This window comes from Nonomuraea aurantiaca, from assembly GCF_020215705.1.
Lineage (GTDB): Bacteria > Actinomycetota > Actinomycetes > Streptosporangiales > Streptosporangiaceae > Nonomuraea > Nonomuraea aurantiaca.
On sequence record NZ_JAIWNB010000013.1, the window covers coordinates 234,991 to 260,685 of the forward strand.

20 protein-coding genes are annotated in these 25,695 nt (G+C 70.7%); 6 read left to right on the forward strand and 14 right to left on the reverse strand.

What is annotated here, in order from left to right; translation table 11 throughout:
- The 6 genes from LDL49_RS29440 to LDL49_RS29470 all read right to left on the reverse strand — a co-directional run bounded on the left by LDL49_RS29440 (position 1) and on the right by LDL49_RS29470 (position 7,720).
- A complete protein-coding gene (locus tag LDL49_RS29440) occupies positions 1-1,869 on the reverse strand; it encodes an ABC transporter ATP-binding protein (RefSeq protein WP_225295551.1) in 1,869 nt (622 codons plus the stop codon).
- The gene (locus LDL49_RS29445; RefSeq protein ID WP_225295553.1) at positions 1,866-3,755 is read right to left on the reverse strand and encodes an ABC transporter ATP-binding protein; all 1,890 of its coding nucleotides are present in this window, start codon (positions 3,753-3,755) and stop codon (positions 1,866-1,868) included. The genes LDL49_RS29440 and LDL49_RS29445 overlap by 4 nt, the downstream gene beginning before the upstream one ends.
- Before the next feature lie 53 nt (positions 3,756-3,808).
- Complete coding sequence (locus LDL49_RS29450) at positions 3,809-4,054, reverse strand: MbtH family protein (protein WP_225295555.1); 246 nt, start codon at positions 4,052-4,054, stop codon at positions 3,809-3,811.
- Positions 4,055-4,149: 95 nt separating this feature from the next.
- On the reverse strand, positions 4,150-5,214 hold the full coding sequence (locus tag LDL49_RS29455; protein WP_225295556.1) for a FecCD family ABC transporter permease: 1,065 nt from the start codon (positions 5,212-5,214) through the stop codon (positions 4,150-4,152).
- A gap of 98 nt (positions 5,215-5,312) precedes the next feature.
- Positions 5,313-6,371: a FecCD family ABC transporter permease gene (locus LDL49_RS29465; protein WP_225295559.1), complete on the reverse strand. Its 1,059-nt coding sequence runs from the start codon at positions 6,369-6,371 to the stop codon at positions 5,313-5,315.
- Between the two features lie 23 nt (positions 6,372-6,394).
- Positions 6,395-7,720, reverse strand: coding sequence for a lysine N(6)-hydroxylase/L-ornithine N(5)-oxygenase family protein (locus LDL49_RS29470; protein ID WP_225295561.1), 1,326 nt, complete (start codon positions 7,718-7,720; stop codon positions 6,395-6,397).
- Between the two features lie 82 nt (positions 7,721-7,802).
- Here LDL49_RS29470 and LDL49_RS29475 point away from each other — a divergent pair, with 82 nt between their 5' ends.
- The 3 genes from LDL49_RS29475 to LDL49_RS29485 all read left to right on the forward strand — a co-directional run bounded on the left by LDL49_RS29475 (position 7,803) and on the right by LDL49_RS29485 (position 12,489).
- Positions 7,803-8,741: a methionyl-tRNA formyltransferase gene (locus LDL49_RS29475; RefSeq protein ID WP_225295563.1), complete on the forward strand. Its 939-nt coding sequence runs from the start codon at positions 7,803-7,805 to the stop codon at positions 8,739-8,741.
- A gap of 149 nt (positions 8,742-8,890) precedes the next feature.
- On the forward strand, positions 8,891-10,459 hold the full coding sequence (locus LDL49_RS29480; protein WP_225295565.1) for a M28 family peptidase: 1,569 nt from the start codon (positions 8,891-8,893) through the stop codon (positions 10,457-10,459).
- A gap of 104 nt (positions 10,460-10,563) precedes the next feature.
- Positions 10,564-12,489 (forward strand): bifunctional copper resistance protein CopD/cytochrome c oxidase assembly protein, encoded by a 1,926-nt coding sequence (locus tag LDL49_RS29485; protein WP_225295567.1) that lies wholly within the window; start codon positions 10,564-10,566, stop codon positions 12,487-12,489.
- Here the strand turns inward: LDL49_RS29485 and LDL49_RS29490 are convergent.
- From LDL49_RS29490 to LDL49_RS29505, 4 genes are read right to left on the reverse strand one after another with little or no spacing between them, the layout of a single operon-like run.
- Positions 12,406-14,337, reverse strand: a complete 1,932-nt coding sequence (locus LDL49_RS29490; RefSeq protein ID WP_225295569.1) for a DUF8034 domain-containing protein — start codon at positions 14,335-14,337, stop codon at positions 12,406-12,408. The genes LDL49_RS29485 and LDL49_RS29490 overlap by 84 nt on opposite strands.
- A 14-nt stretch (positions 14,338-14,351) precedes the next feature.
- On the reverse strand, positions 14,352-15,242 hold the full coding sequence (locus tag LDL49_RS29495; RefSeq protein ID WP_225295571.1) for a carbohydrate ABC transporter permease: 891 nt from the start codon (positions 15,240-15,242) through the stop codon (positions 14,352-14,354).
- Positions 15,232-16,104, reverse strand: a complete 873-nt coding sequence (locus tag LDL49_RS29500) for a carbohydrate ABC transporter permease (protein ID WP_225295573.1) — start codon at positions 16,102-16,104, stop codon at positions 15,232-15,234. Before LDL49_RS29500 ends, LDL49_RS29495 begins: the two co-directional genes overlap by 11 nt.
- Positions 16,105-16,115: 11 nt before the next feature.
- Positions 16,116-17,486: an ABC transporter substrate-binding protein gene (locus LDL49_RS29505; protein WP_225295575.1), complete on the reverse strand. Its 1,371-nt coding sequence runs from the start codon at positions 17,484-17,486 to the stop codon at positions 16,116-16,118.
- A gap of 101 nt (positions 17,487-17,587) precedes the next feature.
- Here LDL49_RS29505 and LDL49_RS29510 point away from each other — a divergent pair, with 101 nt between their 5' ends.
- Positions 17,588-18,361, forward strand: a complete 774-nt coding sequence (locus LDL49_RS29510; protein WP_225295577.1) for a FadR/GntR family transcriptional regulator — start codon at positions 17,588-17,590, stop codon at positions 18,359-18,361.
- A gap of 69 nt (positions 18,362-18,430) precedes the next feature.
- On the opposite strand, the gene LDL49_RS29515 is transcribed toward LDL49_RS29510, so the two are convergent.
- The 3 genes from LDL49_RS29515 to LDL49_RS29525 form a co-directional block, all read right to left on the reverse strand.
- Positions 18,431-19,876, reverse strand: coding sequence for an N-acetylmuramoyl-L-alanine amidase (locus LDL49_RS29515; protein ID WP_225295579.1), 1,446 nt, complete (start codon positions 19,874-19,876; stop codon positions 18,431-18,433).
- A gap of 127 nt (positions 19,877-20,003) precedes the next feature.
- The gene (locus tag LDL49_RS29520) at positions 20,004-21,281 is read right to left on the reverse strand and encodes an ABC transporter substrate-binding protein (protein WP_225295581.1); all 1,278 of its coding nucleotides are present in this window, start codon (positions 21,279-21,281) and stop codon (positions 20,004-20,006) included.
- A gap of 129 nt (positions 21,282-21,410) precedes the next feature.
- Positions 21,411-22,283, reverse strand: coding sequence for a helix-turn-helix transcriptional regulator (locus tag LDL49_RS29525; RefSeq protein WP_225295583.1), 873 nt, complete (start codon positions 22,281-22,283; stop codon positions 21,411-21,413).
- A 72-nt stretch (positions 22,284-22,355) separates the two neighbouring features.
- On the opposite strand from LDL49_RS29525, the gene LDL49_RS29530 reads away from it, so the two are divergent.
- Both LDL49_RS29530 and LDL49_RS29535 read left to right on the forward strand, forming a co-directional pair.
- Complete coding sequence (locus LDL49_RS29530; RefSeq protein WP_225295585.1) at positions 22,356-23,216, forward strand: phytanoyl-CoA dioxygenase family protein; 861 nt, start codon at positions 22,356-22,358, stop codon at positions 23,214-23,216.
- 163 nt (positions 23,217-23,379) lie between these two features.
- On the forward strand, positions 23,380-24,342 hold the full coding sequence (locus LDL49_RS29535; protein WP_225295587.1) for a 2-hydroxyacid dehydrogenase: 963 nt from the start codon (positions 23,380-23,382) through the stop codon (positions 24,340-24,342).
- A 166-nt stretch (positions 24,343-24,508) separates the two neighbouring features.
- Here LDL49_RS29535 and LDL49_RS59315 read toward each other — a convergent pair whose 3' ends face one another.
- Positions 24,509-25,675 (reverse strand): ice-binding family protein, encoded by a 1,167-nt coding sequence (locus tag LDL49_RS59315; RefSeq protein WP_225295589.1) that lies wholly within the window; start codon positions 25,673-25,675, stop codon positions 24,509-24,511.
- Positions 25,676-25,695: the final 20 nt, after the last annotated feature.

Consider the following 25,695-nt stretch of genomic DNA (forward strand, 5'->3'; position numbering starts at 1 on the left):
TTAGGTTAGCCTAGCCTTACTTGATAGGGAAGTGGGCGTGCGCGTCTCCCAGGCCCGCCACAGTTCGGCGTACCGGCCACCTGCGGCGACCAGTTCGTCGTGCGGCCCCTCCTCGACGACCTGACCGTGTTCGAGGACGACCACCCGGTCGGCCGACGCCGCCTGGGTGAGGCGGTGGGCGACGATCAGGGTGGTCCGTCCCCGGGTCGCCGCGGCGGCGGACGCCTCGATGTCGCGGGCGCCCAGGCTGCCCGCCTCCGCCGTGGCCTCGTCCAGGACGGCGATCGCGGGGTCGGCGAGGACCAGCCGCGCGAGGGCGAGTTGCTGGGCCTGGGCCGCGGTCAGCTCGTGACCGCCTTCACCGACCACCGTGTCCAGGCCGTCGGGAAGGCTCCGCGCCCAGTCCAGCGCGCCGACGGTGTCCAGCGCCGCGGCGGCCTCGTCCGGTGAGGCCCCCGGCCGGGCCAGGCGCAGGTCTTCGATCAGCGGCCCGGCGAAGACGTGGGTCTCCTGGGTGACGATCGCCACCCGCTCACGCAGCTCCGCCGGAGCCAGCTCCGCCAGCGGTACACCGCCGACACGCGCCTCGCCGTGCCCGGCCCGCAGGATCCCGGCCGCGATCGCCGCGAGGGTGGACTTACCCGCCCCCGTCGACCCCACCAACGCCACCCGCGCACCCGCCGCGACCCGCACGCTCACACCGTGAACCACATCGACCTGACCGTCATAGCTGAAGCGCACACCGGACAACTCAAGCGAGCTGTCCGCAGGTACGCGTGGCGCGCGATCCGGGCCGTGGCCGGTGACCGGTCGGGGTGGCGGAGGGAGTTCGACCACCCCGACGAGCCTGGCCAGGCTCGCGCCCGCCGCCTGTACCTCGTCGAAGGTGAACAGCAGCATCGCGATCGGGTTGAACAGCCGATGGAAGAGGACCGCCGCGGCGGCACTCTCACCGACCGTCACCGAACCCCCGCGCACCAGCAGGAACCCCGCCACCAGGATCGCGGCCAATCCGAAGAACTCCGCCCGGTTGACCCGGCCGACGAAGCGCGTGAACAGCGTGAAGACCGAGACCGAGATGTCCCGGGCCCGCCCGGAGGCGATCCCGATGTCATGCAGCCGCGCCTGCTCCAGACGGTAGGCGTGCACCGTGCGTACACCCTGCATGTTCTCCACCAGGAGCTGCGAGGAGTCCGCCACCGCCTGCCGCTCCCGGGCGTACTGGGGCGCCGCGCGCGGCAGGTACCACCGCAGCGCCACCGCGTACAACGGCACCGCGACCGCGCCGGCCAGCCCGAGCCGCCAATCGATCCCGGCCATCGCGCCGACGCTCAGGACACCCAGCAGGAACGCCGAGATCATCGTGGGGATCACGTCGGAGGCCGCCTTGCCGATAGCGGCCGCGTCGCTGCCCACCCGCGAGAGCAGGTCGCCCTTCCCCGTCCGTTCGAGCGTCGTGGCCGGCAGGGTCAGCGCCCGGGCGACGGTCGCCTCCCGCAGCACCGCGAGGATCTGCCCGCACAACCGGCCGATCAGGTACGTGGCCAGGCCGGTGGCCAGCCCTCCGACCACGGCCGCGACGGTGATCACGATCGTGATGGGCACGATCGCGGAGCCGGGGGCGTGCTCCCGGACCCGGTCCACGAGATTGCCCAGCGCGTACGCCGGCACCACGGAAGCGACCGCCCCCAGCAGGCCCACCAGCAGCGCGAAGGTGAGGCTCGGCCACCGGGCGCGCAGTTCCCGCCACAGCCATGACCACGTGAGGCGCGCGCCGGCGACCGGGAGCAGCTCGCGAGGGGGCCCGGCTTCGGGGAGCAGATCGCGAGCGGGCCCGGCGCCCGTCCCGACGCCTGCTGATCCGGTCATCTCAGTACCGCCCGGTTGTAGTCGCTGTCGGTTGCGGCCAGTTCGGCGTGGCTGCCTTCGGCGACCACCCGGCCGCCGTCGATGACGACGACCCGGTCCGTCGCGGCCAGCATCGCGGGGCTGCTCGTGACCACGACGGTGGTGAACGGCCCCGCCTCGCCGCGCGGGTGCCGCGGAGGCTGTACGTCCTGGCCAGGAAGCTGTACGCCCTGGCCGGGATCCTGCGAGTGCCGCAGCGCCCGTACGCCCTGGGCGATCGCGTGTTCGGTGACGGCGTCCACGGCCGTCGTCGGGTCGTGCAGCACGAGGATCGGCGGCCGGGCCAGGAGCGCCCGGGCGAGCGCGACCCGTTGCCGCTGCCCACCCGACAGGCTGGCACCCCGCTCGGTGACCACGTGCTCCAGACCGTCGGGATGTGCGGAGAGCACCTGGTCGGCGGCCGAGGCAGCCAGCACCTCAGTCAACATCCCATCCGGCACCCCACCCAGCAGAGCCTGACCGGCCGAGCCCACCGAGCCCGCCTGATCCGCCGAACTCACCGCGCTCACAGGGTCCGCCGGTACCCCCCGGCCCGCCGCCAGTGCGCCGACGGTGAGGTTGTCCCGGATCGTGCCCGTGAACAGGTCCGTGTGATGGGGTTCCACCAGCATCGTCCGACGGGCGTGTGCCAGCCGTATCCGGGTCAGATCCCGGCCGCCGACCAGGACCCGGCCGCCGTACTCCTCCGGCGCCACCCGCCCCGAGAGGACCTTGACCAGCGCCTCTCCGTCGGCGGAGCGGTGCGCCGCCACGCCCACGAACTCGCCGGGACGCACGAGGAGGTCCACCCCGTCGAGGGTGCCGTATCTGAGGGCGCGCACCTCCAGACCGGGCGCTCCGTCTGCGGACGCCCCGTCGCCGACCGCCCCGCTGCCGAGCACCCCGTCGCCGGGCACCCCGTCGCCGAGTGGCTCGGTGCCGTCAGGCACCAGTGGGGTCGCGTTCAGGACGACGGCCACGCGCTCGGCTGACGCCCGTGCCTCCGCCACCCAACTCGGGACGATGGCGAGCAGCCCGATCGGTTCCATCAGGAACTGGGCGAGCCCGATCACGGTGATCAGCTCCCCGGCGCTGATCCGCCCGGTCAGCGCGAACCACCCGGCCAGGATCGCGATCCCGCAGGCCAGCAGCGCGCCGCAGGTCGTCGAGGCGGCCACGTACACGCCCTGAGTGCGGGCCGCCCGCACGACGGCCCGCAAGGACCGGCGGCTGACCTCCCGGTAGCGTTGGGCGGCCGCCTCCTCGGCGCCGAGGCCGCGCAATGGGCGCAGCCCGCTGACCAGGTCGGTCGCCAGTGATGTGGCCTCCGCCGCGCGTTCCTGCTGCTCGGTGACCCGCTTGGTGATCAACGGCGTGCCCGCCTGCAGCGCGAGGAGCACCACGGGTGTCCCGGCGAGGACGGCCAGCCCGAGCCGCCAGTCGATCACGAGCAGCGCGACGGCGCTCACCACGGTCGCCGTCACCGCGCCGGCGACGCGCGGCACATAGTCCAGCAGGTACGAGGTGTTGTCGGTGTCGGTGGTCGAGACGGTGAGCAGGTCCCCGGCACGCTGATCGGTACGGATGCCGCGCGGATGCGTGATCTTCTCCGCCACCTCGACCCGGAGGGTGTGGGCCTCCACCGCGATGGCGAACATGAGCTGCCGGGCGCCGAACCGGTAGACCGTCGTCAGCACGACGAACAGCACCGCCAGGGCCGCCACCCACAGCACGAGGGCGCCACCGTCGCCGGGGCCGATGGCCCGGTCGACGATGACCCCGATGAGAATCGGCACGAGTGACTCGCACACCTGGTGGAGGCTGATGAGAGCGGTTCCCAGGCCCAGCCGCCGCCGGTTGCGGGTCACCGTACGCAGGAGAACGCGCCACCCCGTCCGGGGCCGCGCCGTGGCTGACGCGTTCAGCTGTCGTTCACCTGGGCCGACGCGCGGGCCATGCTCTCACGCAGGCTCTTGGGGCGCAGGTCCGTCCAGTTGGCGTCGACGTAGTCGAGGCACTCCTGCCGCTTGCTCTGGCCGCCTTCGCCGAAGACGATCCGCCAGCCGCCGGGCACCTCCTTGAAGGTCGGCCACAGGGAGTGCTGCTCCTCGTCGTTCACCAGGACGTAGAAGGTGCCGTTCTCGTCGTCGAAGGGATTGTCGGACACTGTGCCTCCTCGGCATCGGGGGTGAGTGAGGAACGGGGGGTAACGCGGGACGTTCGTCGCAGGGTCGCCCCGCGCCACGACGGCGATGACCCTCCTCATCGGCTGCGCGCGTGCCCGGCCAGCAGCCAGGCGAAGTAGACGCCGCCCAGCGACACCGTGACGATGCCGACCGGGAGCTGGGTGGGGGCGAAGGCCCGCTGCGCGAGCCAGTCGCTCGTGGCCAGCAGCAGCGCGCCCGTGACCGCGGACGGCGCCATCGCGATGCCGGCCGTACGCGTCAGCAGACGGGCCAGCTGCGGAACGGCGAGCGCGACGAACGAGATCGGCCCGGCGGCGGCCGTCGCCACCGCCGTCAGGGCGACCCCGATGACGAGGTACGCCAGGCGCGACCGCTCCGTCCGCACGCCGAGCGCCGCGGCGGCGTCGTCCCCCATGGCCAGCAGGGACAGGCGCGGCCCGAGGGCCACCAGGAGGGCGGTCGGCAGCGCGACCGAGACGGCCACGGGCAGGAACTGGTCCCAGGTCAGGGTGTTCAGGCTGCCCTGGCCCCAGATCGCGGCGGCGACGGCGGTCTGCAGGTTCACCTTGATGACGAACCACTGGTTGGCCGCGCCGAGGATCGCGCTGACCGCGATCCCCACGATGATCAGCCGGAACCCCTGGACGCCCTTCCGGTAGGCCAGCAGGTAGACCACGGCGGCGGCGAGCAGGCCGCCCGCGAGCGCGCCCGCGGCCGTCTGGTAGTAGTCGCGGCCGACGAACATCATCGTGACCAGCACTCCGGTGTAGGCCCCGGTGTTGAAGCCGATCACGTCGGGGCTGCCCAGGGGATTGCGCATCAACGACTGGAACACGGCACCGCTCAACCCGAGAGCCATCCCGATGAGCAGGGACAGCAGCACCCGTGGCAGCCGCCACTCCACGATCACCAGCCGGGCGGGACCCGGCTCGCCGCCCAGCAGGGTGCGGACCACCTCCCCCACGGGCACCTCGAACTCGCCGGTGCCGAGAGCGAGCACCCCCACCGCGAGGGCCGCCAGACCCAGCACGCCGCAGACGACCGCCGTCCGCACGCCGAACCGCAGCGACACCGACGCCCCACGCACGACCACGACCCGCCGACCGAAGTCCAGGCCGGAACCCGCCAAACCGGAACCCACCGGACCGGAACCCACCGGACCAGATCCCACCGGACCAGATCCCACCGGACCAGATCCCACCGGACCAGATCCCACCGGGCCGGATCCCACCGGGCCGGTCACTGGCCGCTCACCGTTCTGCGGCGGATCAGCCAGATCAGCACCGGCGCGCCCACGAACGCCGTCGCGATCCCCGCCTGCAGCTCCGCCGGCCGGATGACCACCCGGCCGGCGACGTCGGCGGCGAGCAGGAGGACCGGCGCGCACACCATCGTGTACGCGAAGATCCACCGCTGGTCCGGGCCGACGACCCAGCGGACGGCGTGCGGCACCATCAGGCCCACGAACCCGATCGGGCCGACTGCCGCGGTGGCCGCGCCGACCAGCAGGGTCACCGCGATCATGGACAGCGCCCGGGCCCGCGCGATGTTCGTGCCGAGGGACCGGGCGAGATCGTCCCCGAGGGCGATGGCGTTGAGCGAACGCGCGACGGCCAGCGCCAGCACCAGCCCCGCCGCGACGAACGGCGCGACGGCTCCGGCGATCGACAGCGGCCGGCCCGCCAGCGTGCCGACGTCCCAGAACCGCAGGTAGTCGAACGCCCGCGGCTTCAGCAGCCGGATCCCGGCCGAGACGCCCTCCATGACCGCGCCGAGCGCCACACCGGCGAGCGTCAGCTGGATCGGCGTCGCGCCCCTGCTCCCCGCCGAGCCCAGGGCGTACACCAGGACCATCGCGACGGCGCTGCCGAGGAAGGCGAACCACACGTACGACCAGATCCCGGTGAGCCCCAGCACCCCGATCGCGAAGACCACGAACAGGCCCGCGCCCGCGTTGACGCCCAGGATCTGGGTGTCGGCCAGCGGGTTGCGGGTCACGGCCTGGAGGAGCGCGCCCGCGATGCCCAGCGCCGCGCCGACGAGCAGGCCCAGCGCGGTCCGGGGGACACGCAGCTCGCGTACGAGCACCTGGTCGTCGGTGTTGGTGAAGTGGGCGAAGGCGTTCCAGACCGTGCCCGGCGCGATGTTCCTGGTGCCGATGACGATGCTCAGGACGCAGGCGACGGCCAGCAGCGCCACGCACACCGCCAGCCACGCGCTCCGGCCCGCGTTCGTCGCGGCGACGCCGCCGGCCGGCTGCCGCTCCGTCTGTTTCGGCTGCTTGGGCTGCTTCGGCAAAGGTTGTGGGCGCAGGGATACCACTAGCTCGTGGCTCGCGCGCGGTTGGCGAGCAGCGAGTCGCGGATCTCGCCGGCGCGGACGGCCGTGGTGGACAGCAGGGTGGAGGTGATGCCGTGCGTGTGCTCGCTGGCCCCCTGTACGTAGATGCCGGCCGACACGTGCCAGGGCACCTCGACGCGGTAGTCGCGGCCGATCCGGACCTCGTCCTCCTCGTCGCGCAGGCAGAGCTTGGCCGTCTCGCCGAGCACGGCGCCGAGGTCCTGAGGGCGGTAGCCGGTGGCGTGCACGAGGATGTCCGTGGCCAGCACCTCCCGCTCGCCGGTGGGCAGGAACTCCACCGTGACGTCCAGGCGGTCGCCGTTGACGCTGACGTCCCTGATGCGGGAGACCTTGAGGATGCGCAGGCGTTCGTTGCCCTGGACCTTCTCGCGGTACATGGTCGCGTACAGGGACTCGATGAGGTCCATGTCGACCACCGAGTAGTTGGTGCCCCGGTGATACTCGTGGAGCGCCTGCTTGACCGAGGGCGGAGCCTGGAAGAAGGTGTCGACGGCTTCGGGGTCGAAGATCCGGTTCGCGAAGGGGCTGTCGTCGGCCGGGGTGTAGCCGTACTTCGCGAACACCGCGCACACCTCGGCGCCGGTGAAGGTCCGGTGGAGATAGTCGGCCGTCTCCGCCGCGCTCTGCCCGGCCCCGAGCACCAGGATCCGGCGCACCGGGACGCCGGCCTCGGTGAGGGCGGCCACGCGCGGGATCAGCTCGCTGTTGTGCCACACCCGGTCGGACAGGGCGGCGCCCGGCGGCAGGTGCGGTTCCAGGCCGGTGGCGACGCAGATGTTGCGGGTCCGGCGGACGATGAAGCGCTCCGGGTCGCCGGGGTCGCGGCTGGTCACGTCGAACAGGGGGACCGCGCCGTCCTCTGTGACGACCGGCTCGATGGAGACGACCTCGGCGGAGTACTCGACCATCTCCCGCATCCGGGCCGCGGCCCACTCGAAGTAGCCGTGGAAGTCGATGCGTAACGGGAACAGCGTCTTGTGGTTGAGGAAGTCCACCAGCCTGCCGCGCTCCTTCAGGTAGCACAGGAAGCTGAAGTCGCTCGCTGGGTCCCGCATGGTGACCAGGTCCTTCAGGAACGACACCTGCATGGTGGCGTCGTCGAGCAGCATGCCCCGATGCCAGCCGAAGGCGGCCTGCTTCTCCAGGAACCCGGCGCGCAGCCGGTCCGCTTCCGGGACCCGCGCGTTGTGCTCGTCGACGGCTATGGCCAGCGCCAGGTTGGATGGCCCGAATCCGACTCCCAGGATGTCGTAGATCGTGTCCGGACCACTCGGCAGGGTCTCCACCGCGGCATCGCCTCCCTTATCGGGGCAATAGTAGATAAGGTAAGGCTAACCTTTCAAGAATCATGGGCAGAGAGGATCGATCATGCGAGTGGTCATGTTCGGGTACCAGACATGGGGCCATCGGACATTACGCGCCCTGCTCGACTCCGGCCACGACGTGGTCCTCGCCGTCACCCATCCCAAGAGCGAGCACGCCTACGAGAAGATCTGGGACGACTCGGTCGCGGAGCTCGCGGAGCAGCACGACGTGCCGGTGCTGCTGCGCAACCGGCCCGACGACGCCGGCCTCCTCCAGACGCTCCGGGACGCCGCGCCGGACATCATCGTCGCCAACAACTGGCGGACCTGGCTGCCGCCGGAGATCTTCGATCTGCCGCCGCACGGCACGCTCAACATCCATGATTCGCTGCTTCCGGCGTACGCGGGCTTCTCCCCGCTGATCTGGGCCCTGATCAACGGGGAGAAGGAGGTCGGGGTCACCGCGCACCGCATGAACGCCGAGCTGGACGCGGGCGACATCCTGCTGCAACGGGCCGTATCCGTGGCGGACGGCGACACCGTGACCGACCTCTTCCACCGGACGGTGGACCTGATCGAGCCGATCGTGCGGGAGTCCCTGGAACTGATCGCCTCCGGCCGGGCGCGCTGGGTCGCCCAGGACCGTACCCAGGCCACCTTCTTCCACAAGCGGTCGATCGAGGACAGCCGGATCGACTGGTCCTGGCCGGCCGAGGACCTGGAGCGGCTGGTCCGCGCCCAGTCCGACCCGTATCCCAACGCGTTCACCCACCATCGCGGGGAGCGGATCCAGATCGTCTCGGCCGCGGTGTCGCGGGCCCGCTACGGAGGCACCCCTGGCCGGATCTTCATCCGGGAGGGGGACGGGGTCGTCATCGTCGCCGGCGCGGACGCGCGCACGGGGCGGCGGCGCGGGCTGGTGGTCGAACGGCTGCGGACACCGGACGGCGCCGAGCACGCGGCCACCGACTACTTCCGCACCATGGGCGGCTACCTCGGATAGCGCTACGACATGCCTGAGCGCCTGAGGGTGTCCGGTTTTCGCGGGGCCCGCTCCTAGAATGGGGTGATCATCTGACTGGCGGTCGCCAGGTTCTTCCCGGCTGATGGTGTCCGAATCGCACTACATCCACCGCCAGTTGGAGGAGCCCTATGCGTACCGTCATGCGCGGGGGTGTCTACCGCGCCCTCACCGTGGTCGCGGCACTCACCCTCGTCCCCGTCCCCGTCGCCGCCCACGCCGACGCCGCCCCCGGCCCTGCCGAGGGGAGGCTGATGGGCTTCCGGGCCCTCGCGGCGGTCAAGGAGCACCTGCGGGCGTTGCAGCTCCTCGCCGACATCCACCACGGCACCCGCGCGGCGGGCACCCGCGGCCACGAGGCGTCGCGCGACTACGTGGCCGCCAAGCTGAGGGCCGCCGGTTACCACGTGACCGTGCAGCCGTTCGAGTTCCCCTTCTATCAGGAGAGATCCACCGCGCTGATGGAGCGGGTCGCCCCGGCGCGCAAGGTCTACACCCCGACCCCGCCCGACGGCTCCACCCTCGGCGAGTTCGCCACGATGAGCTACTCCGGGCGCGGCGACGTCATCGCGGCCCTGCAGAACGTCGACCTGGTCCTGCCGCCCGGCCCGGCGCCGAGCACCTCCACGTCCGGCTGCGAGGCCGCCGACTTCGCCGGCTTCACGCCGGGCAAGATCGCGCTGTTGCAGCGCGGCACCTGCACCTTCCACGTCAAGGCGCGGAACGCCCAGGCGGCGGGCGCCGTGGCCGCGATCATCTTCAACGAGGGCCAGCCGGGCCGTACCGAGACTCCGCGCGGCAACCTCGGCGAACCGGTCTCCATCCCGGTCGTCGGCGCCTCCTTCGCGGTCGGCCAGGAGCTCGCCACGGGGGCGACGGTCCACCTCAAGACCGACACGATCAGCGAGGTACGCACCACCTCCAACGTGATCGCCGACTCCCCGTGGGGCAACCCGAACAAGGTGGTCATGTCCGGGGCGCATCTGGACTCCGTCCTGGAGGGACCGGGCATCAACGACAATGGCTCGGGCAGCGCGGCGCTCCTGGCCGTCGCCGAGGCGCTCGGCAAGATCCCCACCCGGAACAAGCTCCGCTTCGCCTGGTGGAGCGCGGAGGAGCTGGGCCTGCTGGGCTCGAAGTTCTACGTGGACCACCTGAGCCCCGCCCGGCGGAGCCAGATCAAGCTCTACCTCAACTACGACATGATCGCCTCACCGAACTACGCCTTCAAGATCTACGACGGTGACGACTCCGACGCCACGGGTGAGCCCGCCGGCCCGCCCGGTTCTGCCGAGATCGAGAAGCTGTTCGAGCACTACTACGACCTGCTGGGCCAGGGCCACAACGGCACCGACTTCGACGGCCGCTCCGACTACGGCCCGTTCATCGCGGCCGGCATCGCCTCCGGCGGCCTGTTCACCGGGGCCGAGGGCATCAAGACGGCCCAGGAGGCGGCCATGTTCGGTGGTACGGCCGGTCAGCCGTACGACGCGTGCTACCACAAGGCCTGCGACACCACGGCGAACATCAACGACCGGGCTCTCGCGCTGAACACCGGCGCCATCGCCGCCGCCGCCCTGATCTACGCCTTCAAGCCCATCCTGCCCGGCCCGGCCGCCGCCACCGAAACCGCGGCGAGCTCGGCGGCCACCGCGATCGCCGACCCCGGCGCCGAGCTTCGCGGAAGAACAAAGCGATAAATCGGCCCCCGCGGCCATCGAACCACCTCAGGTACGCGGACGTACCCGTCCATAGGGGGACGCTTGCCCAGCAGAGGGACGTCCCCCGACAAAGGAGGACGCTGGTGCTGTCATCCGGGCGTCGGGCCCTGTTATACGCCGGTGTAGCCATCGCGGTCGGCGTCCTGGCGCTGGTAGGCGCGTTATGGGTCGGCGGAGGCGGACCGCCGCCGCCGATCAAGGGGCTGCCGACACCCGATCCGCTGACCGTCTGGGGAGTGCCGCTGGCCCGGCTGGCGCTGGATCTGTGCTCCGTCGCCACGGTGGGGACGCTGGTCGCCGGGGCAATCCTGGCCCCGCGCGACGCGCCGGAGGCGAGCGCCTGCGTACGCGCCGCGGGCGGCTGGGCACTGGGATGGGCGGTCTGCGCGCTGCTGACCTACCTCCTGACGCTCGCGAACATCCTCAGCCTCCCGGCGAGCCAGGTGGCCGGCGACTTCACCCTGCTGAACTTCGGCACCACCCTCCCCCAGACGCAGGCCATGCTCGTGGTGACATGCACGGCCACGGTCGTGGTGCTCGGCTCCTCGCGGGTACAGGACGGCCGGCGGCCCCGGTGGGCGGGGGCCCTGCTCGCGGCCGCCGCGTTCGGCCTGCTGCCGCCCGCCTACGTCGGTCACGCGGCCTCGGCCGGAGATCACGATGTCGCGGTCTCCGCGCTGATGACGCACCTGCTCACGGCGGCCGTGTGGGTCGGCGGCCTGGCGGCCGTGCTGGTCCACTTCCGCCGCTCGGACCGGCTCGCCGGCGTCGTCGCCCGATTCAGCACGCTGGCCCTGTGCTGCTTCGTCGCGGTGACCGTGTCCGGCGTGGCCGGCGCCTGGGTCCGGCTGGACTCGGTGCCGCAGCTGTGGACGACGAGGTACGGCACGCTCGTCCTGGCCAAGGTGACCGCGCTGGTGGCCTTGGGCGTCATCGGGTGGATCCACCGCCGCCGGACCATCGCCGGGATCGCCGAACGCCCCACCCGAGGCACCTTCGTCCGGCTGGCCACCGGCGAGATCGTGGTGATGGCGGCGGCCATGGGCCTGGCCGTCGGCCTGTCGCGCTCCGCGCCGCCGACCACCGGCAGCCACGACGACCTGCTGGGCTACAACCTGGCGCCCTACTCGGTCGGCCACCTGATCACCGAGGTCCGGCCGAACCCGCTGGTCCTGCTCGCCCTGGCGCTGCCGGTCATCGGCTATCTGGCCGGGCTGCGCCGGCTCGCCCGCGCCGGCGTGCCGTGGCCGGTGAGCCGGACGATCGCCTGGTTCGCCGGGGTGGCGGTGCTGGCGGTGGTGCTCGCCGGCGGCGTGAGCGCCTACGCGCGGGCGATGCCGTCGGCGCACGCGCTGCAGTACACGGTGCTCAACGTGATCGGCCCGCTGCTGCTGGCCTTCGGGGCGCCGCTGACGCTGACCGCGCGGGCCATCACACCCGGCTCACAGTACGGCGACGTCGCCTCGGTCATCCTGAACAGTCCCCTGGCCAGGCGGCTCACTCATCCGATGACCCTCGTGGCCATCTACGTCCTGCCGGTCCTCGTCCTGTACGGCACCGGGTGGCTGGCCTGGTCGGTCACCAACCAGGCGGTCCACCTGCTCACCCAGGGCCTGTTCTTCGGCACCGGGCTGCTGTGCTGCTGGGTGCTGGCCGGGGTCGACCCGCTGCCCCGGCCGATCGCCCGGGGGGATCGCACGCGGGTGCTCGCCGCCGTCGTCGCGGCACAGGTCTTGGCCGGCCTGCTCCTGCTGTACGGGCCGGTGCTGGCCGGGGACTGGTTCGCGCAGGTGACCCCGCGCGGCGCGCCGGGCGTGGCGGCCGGGCAATGGCTGGCCGGCCTGATCTACCTGGCCCTGCCCGTGGCCGCCCTCGCCCTCCTGGCCGTACGGCCGACCCGGTCGCGGAAGAGCACGGGGACGGGCTCAGTCCCACGGCTGCCGGTACGACGGCTGGTAAGCGTGCAGCCGCAGCCGCAGGGTCAGCGTGACGGTGGTGCCGGCCGGTAGCTCCACCGTGAGATGCGGGCCGCCGACCGTGACCTCGGTGGTCGACGGCACCGGCTGGTGGTGGATGTACTCGGTGTCGCGGCCGGTCCAGCCGGGCTCGGCCCCGGTCGCGACGGCGGTGACGATCTCGTGCTCGCCGAACGCCCCCGCCTGGACGATGAGCACCCGGTCGTCCGTGGCCGAGAGGTTGACCAGCGTGACCACGGTGGCCTCCGGCTCGATCGCGCTGACCAGCGCGGCGACCTGCTCCGGCACGCCGGGGCGGCGGCGTTCGGCGTCGAAGTAGCGGACCCTGGCCTGCTGCAGGCCGCCGTTGTAGATGACCTGCGGGCCGCCCCACATCGTCTGCGCCAGCGCCTCGGTCACCACCGGGTTGACGTTCTGCCACAGGTGGATCGCCTCCTCCGGCAGATCCCGGTCGGCGTTGGCGAGCAGCAGGGCGACGCGACGCCGGGCCTGGGCGTGCGCGGCGGCGAGGATCCGCTGGGGATAGTCCGGATTGTCGCCGCAGAGATAGGCGTACCACGGCTCCTCGTGCCCGGCCTCCTCCTTGTCGCGGAACGGCCGTACCGTCGCCCAGTCATACCCGGCCGCGGCGCGCAGCGCGTCCAGGCGGGCCCGGTCCTCGGGCGCGCCGGTGTGGTGCCACAGCGCGAGCGGGACCGAGGTCTGGATCGGGTTGTAGTCGAACCAGCCTCTGTCGCTGTGCCGGTAGGGCACGAGCAGGGTGGGGGTGTCCACGTCCGAGCCGAGATGAGCGCGCCAGCGGCCCTGGTTGGCCGAGTCGCTCTGGCTGAACGGCAGCTGGACGCCCAGGTCGATGATCGCGTCCAGCAGCGACCGGACCAGGTCGAGGTAGCGGTCGTCGCGCGTGGCCAGCGCGGCGCTGAGCGCGCCGACGGCGGTCGCCTGGCCGACGCTGTACATGCCGTGCGGCCAGGTCCAGCCGTAGTGCCCGCCGTACCAGCGCCCGTCCAACTGGCTGCCGACCACACCGTCCAGGCCGACGTTGTCCGGGACGATCCCGCCGTTCTCCTCGGCCCGGCGCTGCCAGGCTCCGACGTACTCGCGCAGCCAGCCGGCGTATCGCTCGTCGCCGGAGACCAGGAAGGCGTTGCAGACCAGGCCGGCCACGCTCAGGTTGCCGGCCGCGTCGCCACGGCCCAGGCGCTCGCGCATCTCCGCGCCCAGCCGCGGATCCTCGGCGAGCGGCGGCACCGGCGCGTCGGCCGGGACCAGCCAGTCCAGCGGGTAGCCGTACTGCGCGGCCTCGGCCTCGGTCCAGGGATAGGCGGGCGTGTCGGACACCCCGTCGCGCGCTCCCCCGCTGCCGTTGTGCGGGGCCTTGATGATGCGGTGGACCGGGTCGTAGTTGTCCGGGTTCGGCCGGTCCGGGAGATAGAGATCGGCGAACCGGGTCGCCCGCTCCGCCCAGGCCGCCGGGTCGGCGGCGGTGAGGAAGTAGGTGAAGAGCAGGCTCTCGCCCTGGTGGAACCAGTCGTAGCCGATCTCGAACTCGTCGGCGAACATGCCGAGCTCGGTCATCTGGGCCACCACGCCCTCCCAGTGGTGGGCGCACGCCGGGAGCAGGTCGTCCGCGCCGCCCAGCAGGTAGAGCTGGGGCCAGTTGAAGAACGGTTCGAAGAAGTCGTCCGCGCCGTCGCGGCTGGACAGCCGGCCGGAGTAGCGCAGCGAGCCGTCAGGCCGGGTGTAGCGGGAGGAGAACAGCCGCCACCCGCTGTCCAGCAGGTCGAACAGCGCGCGCTGGGACAGCGCCCAGGCCGGTGGCTCGATGACGGGGACGCTCGCCGTGACAACGGGCGGGCGCCGGGCGGAGCTGTCGGTCATATGGTGGGTACTCCTCATCCCTTGGTCGCCCCGGCGGTGAGCCCGGCGACCAGGAAGCGCTGAGAGAACAGGAACACCAGCAACACCGGCGCGATGGAGACCAGGGTGGCCAGCACGAGTTCGGGCGGCTGCACCTCGGCGTTGGCACCGACGACGGGGTTGAAGGTGGGGGTCGCGGCCAGCATCTGCGTCAGGCCGACCTGCATGGGGTAGTTGTCGCTGTTCGGCAGCATCACGTACGGCAGGAAGAAGTTGTTCCAGTTGTTGACGAAGCTGAAGAAGGCGACCAGCGCGACCACCGGCTTGGCCAGCGGGAGCGCCACCCGGAAGAAGGTCGCGGTCTCGCCGCAGCCGTCCAGCCGGGCCGCGTCCAGCAGGTCGCCGGGGACGCTGGTGGAGAAGTAGATGTAGGTCAGGTACACGCCGAAGGGGAAGAACGCCATCGGCAGCACGACCGAGGCCGTCTTGTTGACCAGCCCGAGGTAGCTGAGCTCCAGGAAGATCGGCAGCACCAGAGCGGTTGCCGGCATCAGCATCACCACCAGGGTGACGATGAGCAGCAGCCGGCGCCCGCCGAACCGCATGAGCGCCATCGCGTAGCCGGCCGGGATGCCGACCAGCAGGGTCAGCGCCACCGAGAGCGCCGAGTAGACGACGGAGTTCGTCATCCACGTCAGCACCGCTCCGTCCTGGAAGGACATGAGGTGCTGCCAGTTCGTGACGAGCGTGCCGATCGAGCCGGGTGACAGCGGGTTGGCGTGGATCAGGTCGGCCGGGCTCTTGGTCGAGGCGAGCAGCAGCCACACCATCGGCAGGACGAAGAACAGCGCGAAGGCCAGCAGCAGGACGGCGACCAGCGCCCGGCCGGCCATCCTGACGACGCCGGGCCGTTGATCAGTCCGCATCGAAGAGACCTCCCCGCGCGACGAACAGCCCGGCGCAGCACAGCGCCACGATGAGCAGGTCGATCGCGATCGCCGCCGAGCCGTTGAAGTCGTTCTGGTCGAAGGCGTACAGATAGGCGAGCTGGTTGAGCGAGTAGTCGGTCCCGACCACCCCGAACCCGGCCTGCGAGACGAGCTGCGGCTCGACGAAGAGCTGCGTGCCCGCGGCGAGGGACAGGATCAGCATGTAGACGATCCACTTGCGCAGCATCGGCAGTTGCACCCGCAGCGCCGTCTTCACCGGCCCGGCGCCGTCCACCCGCGCCGCCTCGATCACCGTGTACGGGATGCTGTTCAACGCGCCGTACATGACCGTGATCCAGCCGCCCGCGCCGGTCCAGAAGGCGATGATCGTGAAGATCCAGGGCAGGTGCCCCGGCGCGATCACCTGCACGAACGTGTCACCCCACAGCGAGCGGACGAGGCCGTCGACCGGGCTCACGGAGGGGTCCAGCATGAACAGCCAGAGCAGCACGCTCGACGCGCCGGCCAGCGCGCCCGGCACGTAGTAGACGAACCGCAGCGCGGCCCGCGACCAGCGCGAGGCGAGCCGGTGCACCACGAGCGCGAGCAGCAGGACGAGCACGGTCAGGGTGACCAGCCACAGCACGAGGTAGGTGGCCACATGCCCGACCGCGGCCACGAACCGGTAGTCCTGGGCGGTACGCAGGAAGTTGCCGATCCCGGCGAAGCGCCCCTCGCCGTCGGTGAACGCCAGATTGAGCGCGTACACCGTGGGCGCGATGCCGAACGCGACCAGGAGCACCACGTACCCGGAGACGAAGACGTGCCCGGCGGCAGGCCGCCAGGAACGACTCCGCACGTGCGTAACGCTCACTTGGTGACCTGGTATCCGGACACCTGGGCCTGCTGCTCGATCGCCGTCTGCCAGTCCGGCAGCAGCGACTCGATGGTCTTACCGGCGGTCTGGCCGGGAATGACGGTCTTGGCCCAGATCGCCTCCTGGCTGAACTCGGGCGAGCCCCAGCCGGACCAGACCTGTCCGGCCGCGGCGGCGATCGGAGCAGAGATGTCGCCCGCGTAGTAACCGCTGTCCTGCTGCTTCTTGATCCACTTCGCCGCGGCGGCCGAGAAGGCGGGGTAGCCCGGCGAGAGGGCGACCTGGTACTCGTCGGCGGTGGCGACCCAGCTGATGAAGTCCTTGGCCGCCTTCAGGCGCGCGGTGTGCCGCGACAGCCACCAGGTGCCGCCGCCGACGTTGCCGGTCACCGGCTGGGCCTGGTCCGCCCAGTGCAGCGCGTCGCCGACCGCGAGCTCGCCCTTCGGGGTCTTGATCGTCCCCTGGAACACCGCTCCGCCGTACCAGGCCGGGCCGGGCAGCATGAGCACCTTGTCGCCCTGGTTCTTGACGAAGTCGGGGCCGAACAGCGGCAGCATGGACATCGTCTTGTTCGCGACGAGCTTGTCCAGCATCCGCGCGGTCCGTACGCACTTGGCGTCCGTCGCCTTGACGGTGATCGCCTTGGCGCCGGTGACCTGGTTGGCCGGGCACTCGCCGCCCCACATGTAGATCTCCGGCGCCCACGCGTCACCGGCCGTGCCGATGATGTATCCCGGGTGCTCGGCGGCCACCTTCTCGCCCAGCGCCGCGTACTCCTCCCACGTCTTGGGCACCGGGTAGCCGAACTTGTCGAGCAGCTTCTTGTTGTACCAGAGCACCACCTGGGCCAGGTCGTTGCGCAGGCAGTAAACCGTGCCGTCGACGGCGCACACGTCGAGCGCGCCCTTGGCGAAGCCGCCGAGTGTGGCGTCGTCGAGCAGGCCCTTGTTCAGCGGGGCGACGAAGGCGTCGTCGCCCTGCGAGGCCCAGGAGGCGGTGTTGTTGTCGGTGGTGAACACGACGTCGGGCCAGCCCTCGCCGGCCCGGTTGAACAGCTGCACCTTGGTCTTGAGGGTGTTGGAGCCGTTGGCGTTGCCGTCGTAGGTGACGATGTCCAGCGGCACGCCGGGGTGCGCCGTCTGGTAGGCCTTCGCGGCGTCGAGCCGGGTGGAGTCCACCCAGACCACGAGCTTGCCGTCCTTCTGCTCGGCCGTGGTGAATCCGTACGGGGAAGCGGCGCCGGTGGGCTTCGTCGAAGCCGTGGGGTTGGGGGGACCGCAGGCCGCGACGGCGAGAAGAACCGCCGCGGCAGCGGTGGCCGCAGGCACCGCACGGCGGTACGCGGCATGACTGCGTCGTCTCATAGGGCCTCCGTTAACGCCATGTTTCGAGATATGACATCATACGAATGACGTCTACACAATGGCCTATACTCAAGGCGCTGTCGTGATCAAGGGAGGGCACGTTGACTCAGCACGCGGAGGGTCCGTGGACGGACGACGCGGTGCGGCCTCGACCACCCGCGAAACGACCTCGCCGCGCGCGGGCCCCCAAGCTGGGCACCACCGTGGTCGAGCAGCTGGTCGACGACATCATCCGCGGCACGCTGCGCCCGGGTGCGACGCTGCCGCCCGAGGCCGACCTGTGCGAGGAGTTCGGCGTCAGCCGCACGGTGATCCGCGAGTCGGTCAAGGTGATCCAGGAGAAGGGCCTGGTCCGGATCGAGCACGGTCGCGGCACCCAGGTCACCGAGCCGAGGCAGTGGAACCTCCTCGACGACGTCGTGCTCGCCTCAGTGATCGCGCACGACGAGAACGCGGCCTTCCTCGACGAGCTGGTCACCGTACGCACCGCGCTCGAAGCCGAGATGGCCGCCGCCGCGGCCCTGGCCCACACCTCCGACGACGATCAGCGCATCGCCGAGGCACTGGGCGTCATGCGGTCGAACCTCGCCTCTCCCCCCGATTTCGGCGCCGCCGACGTCCGCTTCCACGACGTGATCATGGCGGCCTCCCGCAACCGGCTCGGCCGCGCCATCGTCAGCAGCATCCACGACAAGGCCCGCACCAGCATGCGCTACCACGGCCAGTACAACGAGGAGGTCATGCGCCAGACGCTGGACGAGCACCAGGCGATCAGCGACGCGATCGCGGCCGGCGATCCCGAGGCCGCGGCCGCGGCGATGCGCACGCACATCCTCGACTCCTGGAACCGGCGGCGCCCCACGCCGGCCCAGTGATCACCTGACAGCACGAAGGCCCCGACGGCGATGCGTCGGGGCCCAGATGTCGCTGTCGAGATGTTCCGGCTATCCGCAGTGCTCGGACGGGCTGTCGTAGGTGGACGTGCCGGCCTTGCCGCCCCATCGGACGCACTTGTCGGCCGCGTTGGCGCGTACCGGGCCCGCGTAGTAGGCGAAGTTACCGCTGTCGGTGACGCGGGTCTGGCCCTCCACCTCCAGGTAGGCGCTGGTGGCCGAGGCCGTGCCGAGCTGGGTCTTCTTGATCGTGGCCACGCAGTTGTAGCCGGTGGTCGAGTTGTACGTCAGGTAGACGGTGCCCGCCGTGCCCAGAGCCGCCGAGTCGATCACCTTGAACCCGCTGCCGCAGACCGACTCGGCGGTGTGCGGATTGGTCGGGCCGCTGCCGCCGGTGACGTACTGCATGTACGTGGTCCAGTTCCAGTACGGACCCGGATCGGTGTGGTCGGAGCCGGGCACCTCGACGTGGCCGATGATGTGCGTCCGGTCCTTGGGGATGCCATACCGGTCGGCGATGTTGCGGGTGAGCGCGGCCGAGGAGCGGTACATCGCGTCGGTGAACCAGGAGGCGTTGTCGACGAATCCCTCGTGCTCGATGCCGACCGAGCGCCTGTTGTAGTCACCGGCGTGGAAGGCCCGGTCCTTCTCCCTGACCATCTGGGTGATAGCGCCGTCCGACGAACGGATGACGTAGTGCGCCGACGTGGGGTTCGGCCGCGGCCCGGTCTGGAACCAGTCGATCGTCCCGGCGTAGGAGCCCTGCGTCACGTGGATGACGATGCGGTCGATCGCGTCGCTGGTCGGGCGGTTGGAGACGGCGTAGTTGGAGCTGTGCGCCGCCGCCCAGGTCGCCCCCGGGTAGTCGACCGCCGCCGCGAGTGTGCCGGTCTTGCCCAGCTCCTGCGCCTTGGCGTAGGAGCCACGCTCGGGCTCGACGACCTGCGGCGCCGCCGTGAGGCTCTCGCCCTCCGGGGTGGTGGCGCGGATCCCCTGGGCCAGCAGGTCGTAGACGGTGTCGGCGTACAGCCGGGCAACCGGCGCCGAGGAGGCCCCGCCGTACTTGGCCACCGCCTGGTACCACTTACCGGCGTCCTTGCGGGCCTTGGCGTCCAGCCCCAGCTCGTCGGCGTAGGCGCGCAGCACGGCGGCGCCGCCCGTGATGTTGGCCGCGGCGTCCGCCTTCAGGGCCGAGACCGGCTGCTTGGTCAGCGTGGCCGCCCGCTCAAGGGTGTGCGTGACGGGGTTGCTGACCAGGTGCATCACCCCGTAGCCGCCGGACGCGCTGGGCTGGCCGCGGTGACCGTCCAGGTGGGTTTCGGAGTAGGCGAGGGACACCAGCAGGTCGCGGGGCACCTCGTACGTGGCGGCCGCGCGGGCGAACGCGTCGGTCATGGGATCGGCGGACGCGGCTCCGGCCGGTTGGCCGGTGAGCAGCGAGAGGGGGATGAGCGCACCGGCGAGCAGCGCGGCCGAACGACGGAGTCGGACCTGCACAGGTTTCTCCTCAAGAACAGTTCCGGGGGGCATCGCAAGGAGTGGAGGCCGCACGCGGCACCCGCTGTTGATCAGCCTGCAAGCGCGGCGTACAGAATTCGTACAGGTGCCGGTGCGCCCTCGAATCTCAGCTGCCGGGCTGGTGACTGCTCCAGTACTCGTCGGCGGCTCCCTGGATGTCCTCAAGCACCTTCTGGTAGCTGTCCGGCTTGACGAGGAAGGCGCCGAAGCCGTCCAGCGCGGCCGTGAGCACGGGCGGCGGCGTGGCCTCGAAGTAGCGGTTGACCAGGCGGTACTGCCCGCTGCCCGCCGCCTTGCTGACCTCCGCGATCGCCTGGTCGGTGATGGTGACCTTGGGGTTGGCCGAGACGTCTCCCCTGGCGGTCGCCCACTTCTCCTGCGCGGCCGGCGTCACCCACCACTTGAGGTACTTCGTACTGGCCTCGGGGTCGGGTGCCTTGGCCAGCGAGCAGAGCGGGCCGCTCTCGAAGATCATCGAGGTCTTGGGCAGCGCGGGGTTGACGTTCGGGATCGTGAAGTAGCCGTAGTCGACGCCGGCCTTCAGATCGCGCTGCGTCATGCTCGTGTTGAACCAGGTGCCGAACGACACCATCGCGGTCTTGCCGGTCTTGAGGACGTCACCCGGGTCGGTCTTGTCGCCGGCGTTGTTGAAGTAGCCGGCGTCGATCATCGACTTCCACCGCTTCATCACCTCGACCACGCCGGGATCGGTGTACTTCGCCTGGCCGGTGGAGAGGCGGTCGTACAGGTCGGGATCGGTGCCGGCGAGCAGCTGCTCGAACCAGACGAAGGAGAACAGCACTGAGGTGTGGTAGAACGCGGGCACACCGTTCTTCTTCAGCGTGTCGGCGATCTTGATCAGCTCGTCCCACGTGGTGGGCGGCTTGAGACCGTACTTGTCGAAGACCTTCTTGTTGTAGAACATCCCCCAGTAGGCGGCGTTCAGCGGCACGCAGTACTGCTTCCCGCCCACGGTGTAGTACTTCGCCAGGTCCGCCGACAGGTCGCCGTTCTTGATGGCCTCCTGCCAGAGCGCGGTCGTCTCCGCCAGCTGCTTCTGGGCCACGACCTCGGCCAGCCCGCCGCCCGTCGTCCAGGTGAACAGGTCGGGCTTCACGTTGGTGCGGAAGGACGCCTTGATGAACGCCTGGTACGTCGGCTCGTCGGTGTAGCCGACCGGCTTCATCGACAGCCCGATCTGCTGCTTGGACAGGGCGCCCATCTGGTCGAAGTACTTGCTCCAGGCGCCCTTGTCGTTGTACAGCTTCAGCTCGGTCTTGCCCGCCTGCTTCGCCGTGTCGCCGCCGGAGGAGCAGCCCGTGAGGGCGAGCGGGGTGACGACGGCGCAGATGGCGGCCATGCACAGTAAACGCGACCGGATCATGCCCGGCCTCCTGTTCGATCTTGGGGGGTGTCTCTTCGTGGGCGTCGAGTGGGAGGGGCATGCTCGCGGCCGCCGGGGGTGGATCGGGCGGCCGCACCATGCGTCCTTCGCCCAAGTGAAGTCATCTAATCACTTGATGTGTGGGGTGTCCAGGGCCGCCGGAACCACCGCCCGCCGGGTGGCCTCCCGGTAGTCGCGGGGCGCCAGGCCGTATTTCTCGTGAAAGAGCCTGCCGAAGTACGACTGGCCGGAGAATCCGCAGCGCTGGGCGATCCGGCCGATGCCCTCGGTCGTCGTGGTGAGCAGCAGCGCGGCGTGCTCCAGGCGGCGCCCGGCGACGAAGGCGATCGGGGTGCACCCGTAGTGCGTACGCATGGAACGGGCCAGATGCCCCGGGCTGACCGCGGCCATCGCGAGCAGCCGGGGCAGCCCGTCACGCAGGTTCTCCTCGCGGCTCATCGCCACACAGGCCGCCACCAGCCAGCCCGGCCGCCGGTCCACGGCCGTGCCGTCGGCCCGTTCCAGGAGCGGGACGACCGCCGTCCACAGTCCGACCAGGTCGAGCACGCGCGGCACGCCGGAACAGGCGGCCAGCACGCGGGCGAACTCCGCCGCGACCGGCCCGTCCAGGTCGGTGCGCGCCGCCAGGGGAAGCTCGCGCCGGTCCCATTCCGCCGTGCCCGCCAGCCCGGCGAGGTCGGCGAAGGCGCGCCAGCGCTCGCTGGGGAAGGCGATGTTGATGAAGCGCATCCCGTCGGCCGCCGTACCGGCGAACTCGTGCCGGTCGTGCGGCCGGACCAGCACCACGTCGCCCGCGCGCAGCGGCATCTCCACCTCGCCGACGCGCTGCGCGCCGGCCCCGGCGGTCACGAAGACGAACTCATGGAAATCGGCATGGCTGTGCGGCTCGGGCCGGTCGCGACGGCCGCCGCTCACCGGCACCAGCGCCGCGTGGTACGGCAGGCCGTACGCGAAATCCACCCAGCGCAGCACAGTCGGCATGTCAGGAAATTAATAGTTATGGGGCGGCGAGTGCTAGTAAGTCGTGGCGCAGAGGCCGAAGAATCCGGATCGATGTCCATCGCCCCCGCACAGGAGCACATCGTGACCCAGGAAGCCGACCGCACTCTTCAGGACCACGACCGCCTTCAGGACCACGACCGCCTTCAGGACCACGACCGCCTTCAGGACTACGACCGCGACGGCTACACGATCTTCCGGAACGTCATCGACCCCGGCCTGATCGCCGAGGCCGGCGAGCACGTCGCCTGGCTTCAGGCCAAGCACCCCGAGCTGCTCGGCGAGGACCTGGGCACCGAGCTGGTGGCCGGCGACCCGTTCTGGGTGCGGCTGATCTCCGACGATCGGCTGCTGGACATCGCCGAGCTCTTCGTCGGCCCGGACATCGCGCTGTTCGCCTCGCACTACATCAGCAAGCCGCCCTTCTCCGGCAAGGCGGTCCTCTGGCACCAGGACGGCGCCTACTGGCCGCTGGAGCCGATGCGAGTGATCACGCTCTGGCTGGCCGTCGACGAGTCCACCCCGGAGAACGGCTGCATGCGGGTGATCCCCGGTTCGCACAAGGAGGCCCTGCACGAGCTGCGGCAGCGCGACGACGTCGCCAACGTGCTCGGCTCGGAGAGCGCCGTGACCGTGGACGAGTCCCAGGCCGTGGACCTGGTGCTGGCGCCCGGCGACGTGGAGGTGCACCATCCGAACATCCTGCACGCCTCCACCGCCAACACCTCCCCCAAGCGCCGCTGCGGCCTGACCATCCGCTACATCCCGACCTCGACCCGGATCACCAGCGAGGAGCAGCCGTTCGTCTCGGCGCTGCTGCTCCGCGGCCGGCCGGGCGCGAACGTCTACCAGCCGTTCCCGACATACGTGGAAGGCGAGCACATGCCCTTCACCGGAGCCGGCGAGCCACACTGACCCGACCTCTCCTCCCCCGCCCGCTCGTCCCCCACCCCGCCCCCGACTTCGCCAGCCTCGTCTGCCCGCCCTCCCCCTGACTTGGTCAACATCCCGGTGATCTATGTTGATGGAGGGATGTTGTCCGTGCTCAGGCCGGACCCCATCGGGAGGAGAGAACGATATGCAGGCGACGGCGCCGATCGTGGTGGTCACCCGGCCGACCTTGCCGGGCACGGGTCTCGAACGGCTCGGCCGCGTCGCCCAGCTACGCCAATGGTCCGAGGTCACGCCGCCGCCGCCCGAACGGCTGCGCGACCTCCTCACCGGGGCGGACGCGCTGCTGTGCCAGAACTCCGACCATGTCGACGCCGCGGTGCTCGAAGCGGGCGACCGGCTGCGGGTGCTGGCCCTGCCCAGCGCGGGCTACGACGGCACCGACGTCGCCACCGCGCAGGCCCGCGGCGTCGTGGTCACGAACACCCCGGGTGTCCTGCACGAGACCACCGCCGACACTGCCTTCGCCCTCATCCTGATGGCGCGGCGACGGCTGCTCACCGCGGCCGACAGCCTCAGGAGCGGCGGGTGGACCGGGAGCAGGCTGGACGCCTACCTCGGGCTCGACGTGGCGGGGGCGACCCTGGGCCTCATCGGCTACGGCGAGATCGGGCAGGCCGTCGCCCGGCGGGCGGTCGGGTTCGGCATGACCGTCCAGCACACCTTGTCCAGCAAACCCGACGACGCGCTCTCCCAGGCGGTGTCCCTGCCCAAGCTCCTGAGCACCAGCGACGTGGTGTCCCTGCACGTACCGCTCACCGAGCAGACCCGCCGCCTCATCGGCGCGGCCGAGCTCGCGATGATGAAACCCACCGCGACACTCGTCAACACCGCCCGCGGCGGCGTCCTCGACGAGACCGCGCTCCTCGCCGCCCTGCAGGCCGGGCGGCTCCATTCGGCTGGTCTGGACGTGTTCGACCGCGAGCCGCGCAACGGCGTCGGCGACCCGCTGCTCCAGCACGAACGCGTGGTGGCGCTCCCGCACATCGGCTCGGCCACCGAGGCGACCCGGGCCCGGATGGTGGATCTCGCCGTGGACAACATCATCGCGGTCCTGAACGGCGAGCCACCCCTGACGCCCATCCCCTGACGCGTCTCCGACGCCCTGCGCGTCCGGCCTCTGGCGCGTTCCTCTGACGCCCTGCGCGCCCAGCCTCGATGCTCAGCGAAGCGACCGGCGGCGGCGATGTGCGGGATGGCCTCAGCGAGCTGGTCATCCCGCGCATCGCCCCGAAACAGTCAGCCGGACAGGATCGTCAGCCGGCAACGCGCAGGTGCGAGCCGACCGGGACGGGCTCGGGCGCCGGTTCGAGCCCGCAGTGGTGACCGCAGTTGTGGCGGTCGCGGTGGTGATGATCACGGTGGTGATCGGGCGTGGTCGTCCTGGAGGTGGATGTCGCCGTCGGAGTCGACGTCACCTTAGGAGTCGCCGTCGGAGTCGACGTCACCTTAGGAGTCGACGTCACCCTAGGAGTCGCCGTCGGAGTCGACGTCACCCTGGGAGTCGACGTCACCCTAGGAGTCGCCGTCGGAGTCGACGTCACCCTGGGAGTCGACGTCACCCTAGGAGTCGCCGTCGGAGTCGACGTCACCCTGGGAGTCGACGTCGGAGTCGACGTCACCCTAGGAGTCGACGTCACCTTAGGAGTCGACGTCACCTTAGGAGTCGCCGTCGGAGTCGACGTCACCCTAGGAGTCGCCGTCGGAGTCGACGTCACCCTAGGAGTCGCCGTCGGAGTCGACGTCACCCTAGGAGTCGCCGTCGGAGTCGACGTCACCCTAGGAGTCGACGTCACCTTAGGAGTCGACGTCACCCTAGGAGTCGACGTCACCCTAGGAGTCGACGTCACCTTAGGAGTCGACGTCACCCTAGGAGTCGGAGTCGGTACCGGCCGCACCAGCGGAGTCCCCGCGCATGGCGGGAGGGCTGGCGGCATGACCAGATACGCCAGAGGGCAGTCGTCCCTGACCTCGTTCACCTCCTCCTCGACCGGTACGGTCACGTCAGGCATGATGCCGGTCGTCACCGTGTTGCCCACCTCCCAGAAGACGTTGCAGTCCTGGGCGCCGCCGACGAGTTCGACGTCGCTGTCCGGGCCGGTGAAGAACGCGGTGCCGATCTGGAAGATGAAGACGGCGTCGGGATCGCCCTGAGCGTCGAGGGTGACCGTGCCGGTCAGCTCGATCGAGGACGCGGCCGTGTAGACGCCGGGTTCGAGGGTCATGCCTTCGAGATCGCCCGAGATGCTGGTGGCCGGGGTATCGCAGACGTCCTCGTTGTGGTGGCATGACCGCGGTTGGGCGGCCTTCGCACCGGATGGCCATGTGGTCAGCAGAGCCCCGGCGACGACGAGCACGAAGGCCCCCGCCAGTAGAGAGACCCATCGCGACCGGTGGGAAGCGCGACCAGAGATTACTTCCATGTAGTGAATCTTTTCTATAG